We start from the raw sequence: 6558 nt of genomic DNA, 5'->3' as shown, positions 1-6558 counted from the left end.
CCTCCCCCTCCGGCCCGCCCCCTCCCGTGAGTGGGTGGAAAAAGACGGATAGGGCGCGCGTGAGGGGGACCGTGCGGGTTCATGGGTGGAGGGAAACCGTCAGCGGACCACTCGGGCCAGCCCCCAGCCACCGTTTCTTCCCTCCCCCCACGGGAGGGGGCGGGCCGGAGGGGGTGGTGTGCAGGACGTAAAGCGAAGCAGTCCTGCATGCCGCCCCCGGAGGACCGCCACCGCACCCGAAAGCCCCGCGCAGCGGACAACACCCCGCGCCGAAGGCGCAACAAAGAGCAACCCGCACGGCGGGAAAGCCGAACACGTGGGGCGGGCCCCATCCGCTCAGATGGTCACGTTGGAAGGCCCGCGCAGCTTCCGTTCCTCGTGGGAGACGTCCTCCGCCGCGCGGAGTGCGCGGACCGCGTTCTGCCAGGTCAGCTTGGCCAGGTCGGCCGCCGACCACTTACGGTCCAGGAGTTCGGCGATGAGATTCGGGTAGCTCGCGACGTCGGCCAGGTCGGCGGGGGTGAAGGCGGTGCCGTCGAAGTCGCCGCCGATGCCGATGTGGTCGATGCCGGCGACCTCTCGCATGTGGTCGAGGTGGTCGGCGACGGTGGCCGCGGTGGCCGTCGGCCGCGGGTTGGCGGCCTCGAAGGCGCGCTGGACCGCCATGCCCGCCTCGGTGGTGTCGAGGTGGTGCAGGCCGTGCGCGCGCATGTTCTCGTCGGCGCGCAGCGTCCACGCGACGGCGGCGGGCAGCACGAACTTCGGGACGAAGGTGGCCATCGCGACGCCGCCGTTGGCGGGCAGTTGGGCCAGGACGTCGTCGGGGATGTTGCGCGGGTGGTCGCAGACGGCGCGGGCGGAGGAGTGCGAGAAGATCACCGGCGCGGTGCTGACGCGGAGCGCGTCGCGCATGGTGTCCGGGGAGACGTGCGAGAGGTCGACGAGCATCCCGCAGCGGTTCATCTCGCGGACGACCTCTTCGCCGAACGCCGACAGGCCGTGGTGGCGCGGTGCGTCGGTCGCCGAGTCCGCCCAGTCGTTGTTGTCGTTGTGGGTCAGCGTCATGTAGCGGACGCCGAGGTCGTGGAACGCGCGCAGGGTGGCGAGCGAGTTGTTGATGGAGTGGCCGCCCTCGGCGCCCATGAGGGAGGCGATGCGGCCCTGGGCGCGCGCGGCCTCCATGTCGTCGGCGGTCCGCGCCGGCGCCAGGTCGGCGGCGTAGCGGTCGGTCAACTGCCGTACCGCGTCGATCTGTTCGAGGGTGGCGCTGACGGCGTGGTCGCCGGCGTAGTCGGAGCGGACGTACACCGACCAGAACTGCGCGCCGACCCCGCCGGCCCGCAGCCGCGGGATGTCGGTGTGCAGGCTGGCGCTCTGGTCGGTGGCGACATCGCGCCGGTCGAGGTCGTAGCGGACCTGTTCGCGCAGGGCCCAGGGGAGGTCGTTGTGGCCGTCGACGACCGGCCACTCGGCCAGCAGTTCCCGGGCGGCGTCCCGGGTGGCCGTCACTTCTTGCCCCCGAAGCCGAAGCCGGCGGTGTTCGCGACCTTGTTGCGCAGCCGCTTGCCCTTCTCGGTGGCCTGGTCGTTCAGCTCCTGCTGGAAGTCCCGCATACGGGAGAGGAGTTCGGGGTCGTGGGCGCCGAGGATACGGGCCGCGAGCAGTCCGGCGTTGCGGGCGCCGCCGACCGAGACGGTGGCGACCGGCACACCGGCCGGCATCTGCACGATGGAGAGGAGGGAGTCCATGCCGTCGAGGTACTTGAGCGGGACGGGGACGCCGATGACCGGCAGCGGGGTGACGGAGGCGAGCATGCCGGGGAGGTGGGCGGCCCCGCCGGCGCCGGCGATGATCGCCTTGAGGCCGCGGCCGGCCGCCTCCTCGCCGTACGTGATCATCTCGTGCGGCATACGGTGCGCCGAGACCACGTCGACCTCGTAGCGGATCTCGAACTCGTCGAGGGCCTGGGCGGCGGCCTCCATGACAGGCCAGTCGGAGTCGGAGCCCATGACGATGCCGACGACGGGGAGATCAGAGGGGCGCGCGCCAGCGCTCGTTGAGGGACGGTGGCCGGGCGACGGGTGGGCGGTCATTCTGTGATTGTTCCTCGCAGGTAGCCGGCGGCGTGTGCGGCGCGCTCGCGCACGTCAGCCAGGTCGTCGCCGTAAGTGTTGACGTGGCCGACCTTGCGGCCCGGCTTCACGTCCTTTCCGTACATGTGAATCTTCAACTGCGGGTCGCGTGCCATGCAATGCAGGTACGCGGAGTACATGTCGGGATAGTCGCCGCCGAGGACGTTGGCCATCACCGTCCAGGGGGCGCGCGGGCGGGGGTCGCCGAGCGGGAGGTCGAGGACGGCGCGGACGTGGTTGGCGAACTGCGAGGTGATCGCGCCGTCCTGGGTCCAGTGACCGGAATTGTGCGGGCGCATCGCGAGTTCGTTGACGAGGACGGCGGGTGCGCCGTCGGCGTCGCGGACCTCGAACAGCTCGACCGCGAGGTGCCCGACGACGCCCAGTTCGTCGGCGATCCGCAGCGCGAGCTGCTGGGCGTGCGTGGAGAGTTCGTCGGAGAGGCCGGGCGCCGGGGCGATGACGGTGTCGCAGACGCCGTCGACCTGGATGGACTCGACGACCGGATAGGCGACGGCCTGGCCGTGCGGCGAGCGGACGACGTTGGCGGCCAGTTCCCGGACGAAGGGGACCTTCTCCTCCGCCAGGACGGGCACGCCGGCGAGGAACGGCTCGGCCGCCTCCTTGGAGGATCGTACGACCCAGACTCCCTTGCCGTCATAGCCCCCGCGGACGGTCTTGAGGACCACGGGAAACCCCTCGCCCTCGGCCGCGAAGCGCTCGACGTCGGCGGGGTCGGCCACGATGCGGTGGCGCGGGCAGGGCACGCCGATGGCGTCCAGTTCGGCGCGCATCACGCCCTTGTCCTGGGCGTGCACCAGCGCGTCGGGGCCGGGCCGTACGGGAATGCCGTCGGCCTCCAACGCCCGCAAGTGCTCGGTGGGTACGTGCTCGTGATCGAAGGTGATCACGTCACAGCCCTGCGCGAAGGCGCGCAGCGTGTCCAGGTCGCGGTAGTCGCCGATGACGACCTCGCTGACCACCTGGGCCGCCGAGTCCTGCGGGGTGTCGCTGAGGAGCTTGAATCTGATGCCGAGGGGGATACCCGCCTCGTGGGTCATACGGGCGAGCTGACCGCCGCCGACCATGCCGACTACCGGGAACGTCACGCCCCCAGGGTAGCCGCACGGCAGAGCCGCCCCGACTCCGGGCTTGGAGGATCCTCTGAGCGCAGACGTTCGAAGATCGCCGGCCATTCGCCGTTGCGGACCCGCGACGGCGGACCGGACCGGCTCGGAGCGAGGACGGGTGCCGGGCCGCTGCCCGGCGGAGGGGGATGCCGGATGGAGAACGGTGACATAGCGCGGGACTCCCGGCCGCTGGTGATCGCGATGGCGGTCGTCGCGCTGCTGATCGCCCTGTATTCCGTGGTCAGCCAGCTGTCCGGGCCGGCGGTCTACCGCCCCGGCGACAGCGATATCTCGGTCTCCGCCGGCGACCGCTTCACCATCGCGGTCCCGGACGACCCCGACGACGGCTACCACTGGATCATCGCCGCCCCCCGTCCGGATCCGGCCGTTCTGGAGGCCACCGGCGAGCACACCGACCCGGACGCGGAACCGGGCCATCCGGCGTCCGGCGCCGGCGGCACCCGCGAGCTCGGCTTCCGCGCCGTGCGCGCGGGGCGTACCGACCTGCGGCTGCTCCACTGCCGGCGCTGCGCCACCGGCGCGGTGGACGAGCCGGGCGCCCGTACGGTGAACTTCCGTGTGACGGTGGACTGACGGCCCCCGGCACCACGGTCCGCCGGGCCTGGTTAGAGTGAGGGTGCGTACCGGGCCGCCGGCCACACACCGCCCACGACAGGGAGCTGGACGATCACCATGAGTGAACGGAGCCCACTGCGATCGAGGCTGGCAGCGCTCGTCCAGGAGGTCGTGAAGTTCGGCGCCGTCGGCGGCGCCGGGGTCGTGGTGAACTTCGCGGTCTTCAACGTCGTCCGGCATCTGACCGAGATCCCCGTCGTCCGGGCGAGCATCGTCGCGACGGTGGTGGCCACCGCCACCAACTACGTCGGCTACCGCTACTTCGCCTACCGGGACCGCGACAAGCAGGGGCGTACCAAGGAGCTGACGCTCTTCCTGCTGTTCAGCGTGATCGGCCTGGTCATCGAGAACGGCATCCTGTACACCGCGACGTACGGATTCGACTGGGACAGCCCGCTGCAGAGCAACTTCTTCAAGTTCCTCGGCATCGGGATCGCCACGCTCTTCCGCTTCTGGTCCTACCGCACCTGGGTCTTCCGGGGGCTGCCGGCCCGCGAGGCCGTGGAGACCGCGGAGTCCTTCCTGACCGACGACGCGCAGCTGCCGAGCGGCGTGCGCAAGTAGGTCCGGGCTCACTCCTCGGTGGGCTCCGCCTCCCGGGCCAGGAACAGCGCGAAGACCGGCGGATGCTGCTGGAGCAGCTCCAGACGGCCGCCGTCCGCCTCCGCCAGGTCGCGGGCGACGGCGAGCCCCAGGCCCGTGGAGTTGCGTCCGGAGACGGTCCGCTCGAAGACCCGCGAGCCGAGGTCCGTCGGCACTCCGGGGCCGGCGTCGGTGACCTCGACGACGGCTTGGTTGCCGGTGACGCGGGTGCGCAGGGCGACCGTGCCGGCGCCGTGCATCAGGGAGTTCTCGATGAGGGTGGCCAGCACCTGGGCGACCGCGCCGGGGGTGCCGACGGCCCGCAACTCCTTCTTGCCGGAGCGGACGATGGCCCGTCCGGCGCTGCGGTAGGCCGGGCGCCACTCCTCGATCTGCTGCTTGACGACCTCGTCCAGGTCGAAGGCGACCGCCGAGCCGCTGCGCGGGTCGCGGGAGTTGGTCAGCAGCCGCTGGACCACGTCCGTCAGCCGCTCCACCTGGGCCAGCGCGATGGTGGCCTCTTCCTTCACGGTGTCCGGATCGTCGGTGAGGGTGATCTCTTCCAGGCGCATGGACAGCGCGGTCAGCGGGGTCCGCAGCTGGTGCGAGGCGTCGGCGGCCAGCCGCCGCTCGGCGGTCAGCATGCGGGCGATCCGCTCGGCGCTGGCGTCCAGCACATCGGCGACCCGGTCCAGCTCCTGGACGCCGTAGCGGCGGTGGCGGGGGCGCGGGTCGCCGGAGCCCAGCCGCTCGGCGGTCTCCGCGAGGTCGGTGAGCGGCGCGGTCAGCCGGCGGGCCTGGCGGATGGCCAGCACCACCGCCGCGAGGATCGCCAGCAGGGCGACGGCCAGGATGACCAGCAGCGTCCGGCCGATCTCCGCGCTGACCGTGGAGCGGGACTCCTGGACGACGACCGACTCGCCCTGGTCACCGCGCACCTGCGACTCGATCACGTCGCCGGACGGCCGGGTCCCGATCTCGATCTTCGCCTTGCCGGGCACCTTGATCTCGGCGTACCGGTTGGCGGTGATCTGCTCGGAGAGGATTTCCGGGGTGATCTTCTCGTTGCTGCCCAGCCGGCTCTCCACTATCCCGACCAGGCGGACCGCCTCGGACTGCACGCTCTCCTGTGCGCCGGACTGGATCGTGCGGGTCTCGACGATCACCAGGGAGACGCCGAAGACGGCGATGACGACGAGCACCACGGCGAGCGTGGAGTTGATCAGTCGGCGGCGCACGGGCCCCTAGCTCTTTTCGAAGCGGAAGCCGACCCCGCGCACGGTGGCGATGTAACGGGGGTTGGCGGCGTCGTCCCCGAGCTTCTTGCGGAGCCAGGAGATGTGCATGTCCAGGGTCTTCGTCGACGACCACCAGGTGGTGTCCCAGACCTCGCGCATCAGCTGGTCGCGGGTGACGACCCGGCCGGCGTCCCGTACCAGGACCCGCAGCAGGTCGAATTCCTTGGCGGTGAGCTGGAGTTCCTCGTCCCCCATCCAGGCGCGGTGCGACTCGACGTCGATCCGTACGCCGTGGGTGGCGGGCGGCTGCTGGGGCTCGGCGGTGGAGCCGCGCCGCAGCAGGGCCCGGACGCGGGCGAGGAGCTCGGCGAGCCGGAAGGGCTTGGTGACGTAGTCGTCGGCGCCGGCGTCCAGGCCGACGACGGTGTCCACCTCGTCGGCGCGGGCGGTCAGTACAAGGATGGGGAAGGAGTGGCCTTCGTTGCGCAGCCGGCGGGCGACCTCCAGGCCGTCCATGCCGGGCAGTCCCAGGTCCAGGACGACGAGGTCGATGTTGCCCTGGAGACCGGCGTCGAGCGCCGTCGGGCCGTCCTCGCGCACCTCGACTTCGTAACCCTCGCGGCGCAGGGCGCGGGCGAGCGGCTCCGAGATGGACGCGTCATCCTCGGCGAGCAGTACACGGGTCATGGGCCGATGGTAGTCCGATGTGCCGACACCGAGGGGCGGACCAGCACGGATGGGCGACAGCGGGCGGACCGCGCGCCCGTTCGCGCGCCTGAGCTGCGCGGGTGCGGGCGGACATGATCGATGGACTGGCTCAAACGGTTCCCGCCCCGAGTG

General features: G+C 71.5%; 7 protein-coding genes. 2 read left to right on the top strand and 5 right to left on the bottom strand.

Annotated features, from left to right (window positions below):
• Window positions 1-336: 336 nt before the first annotated feature.
• From ACO1BR_RS23830 to ACO1BR_RS23820, 3 genes are read right to left on the bottom strand one after another with little or no spacing between them, the layout of a single operon-like run.
• A complete protein-coding gene (locus tag ACO1BR_RS23830; RefSeq protein WP_426797114.1) occupies window positions 337-1509 on the bottom strand; it encodes a dipeptidase in 1173 nt (390 codons plus the stop codon).
• Complete coding sequence (purE, locus tag ACO1BR_RS23825; RefSeq protein ID WP_426797113.1) at window positions 1506-2093, bottom strand: 5-(carboxyamino)imidazole ribonucleotide mutase; 588 nt, start codon at window positions 2091-2093, stop codon at window positions 1506-1508. Before purE ends, ACO1BR_RS23830 begins: the two co-directional genes overlap by 4 nt.
• Entirely contained in the window at window positions 2090-3241 is a 1152-nt protein-coding gene (locus tag ACO1BR_RS23820; RefSeq protein WP_426797112.1) for a 5-(carboxyamino)imidazole ribonucleotide synthase, read from the bottom strand. Before ACO1BR_RS23820 ends, purE begins: the two co-directional genes overlap by 4 nt.
• 174 nt (window positions 3242-3415) lie before the next feature.
• On the opposite strand from ACO1BR_RS23820, the gene ACO1BR_RS23815 reads away from it, so the two are divergent.
• Both ACO1BR_RS23815 and ACO1BR_RS23810 read left to right on the top strand, forming a co-directional pair.
• Window positions 3416-3856, top strand: coding sequence for a protease inhibitor I42 family protein (locus tag ACO1BR_RS23815; RefSeq protein WP_426797111.1), 441 nt, complete (start codon window positions 3416-3418; stop codon window positions 3854-3856).
• 99 nt (window positions 3857-3955) lie between these two features.
• Window positions 3956-4462: a GtrA family protein gene (locus tag ACO1BR_RS23810; RefSeq protein WP_159503441.1), complete on the top strand. Its 507-nt coding sequence runs from the start codon at window positions 3956-3958 to the stop codon at window positions 4460-4462.
• Window positions 4463-4470: 8 nt separating this feature from the next.
• Here the strand turns inward: ACO1BR_RS23810 and ACO1BR_RS23805 are convergent, their stop codons facing one another.
• Entirely contained in the window at window positions 4471-5718 is a 1248-nt protein-coding gene (locus tag ACO1BR_RS23805; RefSeq protein WP_426797110.1) for an ATP-binding protein, read from the bottom strand.
• A 6-nt stretch (window positions 5719-5724) separates the two neighbouring features.
• Complete coding sequence (locus tag ACO1BR_RS23800) at window positions 5725-6405, bottom strand: response regulator transcription factor (RefSeq protein ID WP_030086430.1); 681 nt, start codon at window positions 6403-6405, stop codon at window positions 5725-5727.
• Window positions 6406-6558: the final 153 nt, after the last annotated feature.

Origin of the sequence: Streptomyces sp. YGL11-2, from assembly GCF_050054615.1 — a bacterium.
In the GTDB taxonomy this organism is placed as follows: Bacteria; Actinomycetota; Actinomycetes; order Streptomycetales; family Streptomycetaceae; genus Streptomyces.
Note: the sequence above shows the minus strand (reverse complement) of the source record. Positions and strands in the feature narration are given on the sequence as shown.

Excerpts from the sequence above, each read along its gene's own strand:
- ACO1BR_RS23815 (WP_426797111.1), top strand. The coding sequence starts at position 3,416 with ATGGAGAACGGTGACATAGCGCGGGACTCCCGGCCGCTGGTGATCGCG.
- ACO1BR_RS23810 (WP_159503441.1), top strand. The coding sequence starts at position 3,956 with ATGAGTGAACGGAGCCCACTGCGATCGAGGCTGGCAGCGCTCGTCCAG.
- purE (WP_426797113.1), bottom strand. The coding sequence starts at position 2,093 with ATGACCGCCCACCCGTCGCCCGGCCACCGTCCCTCAACGAGCGCTGGC.
- ACO1BR_RS23800 (WP_030086430.1), bottom strand. The coding sequence starts at position 6,405 with ATGACCCGTGTACTGCTCGCCGAGGATGACGCGTCCATCTCGGAGCCG.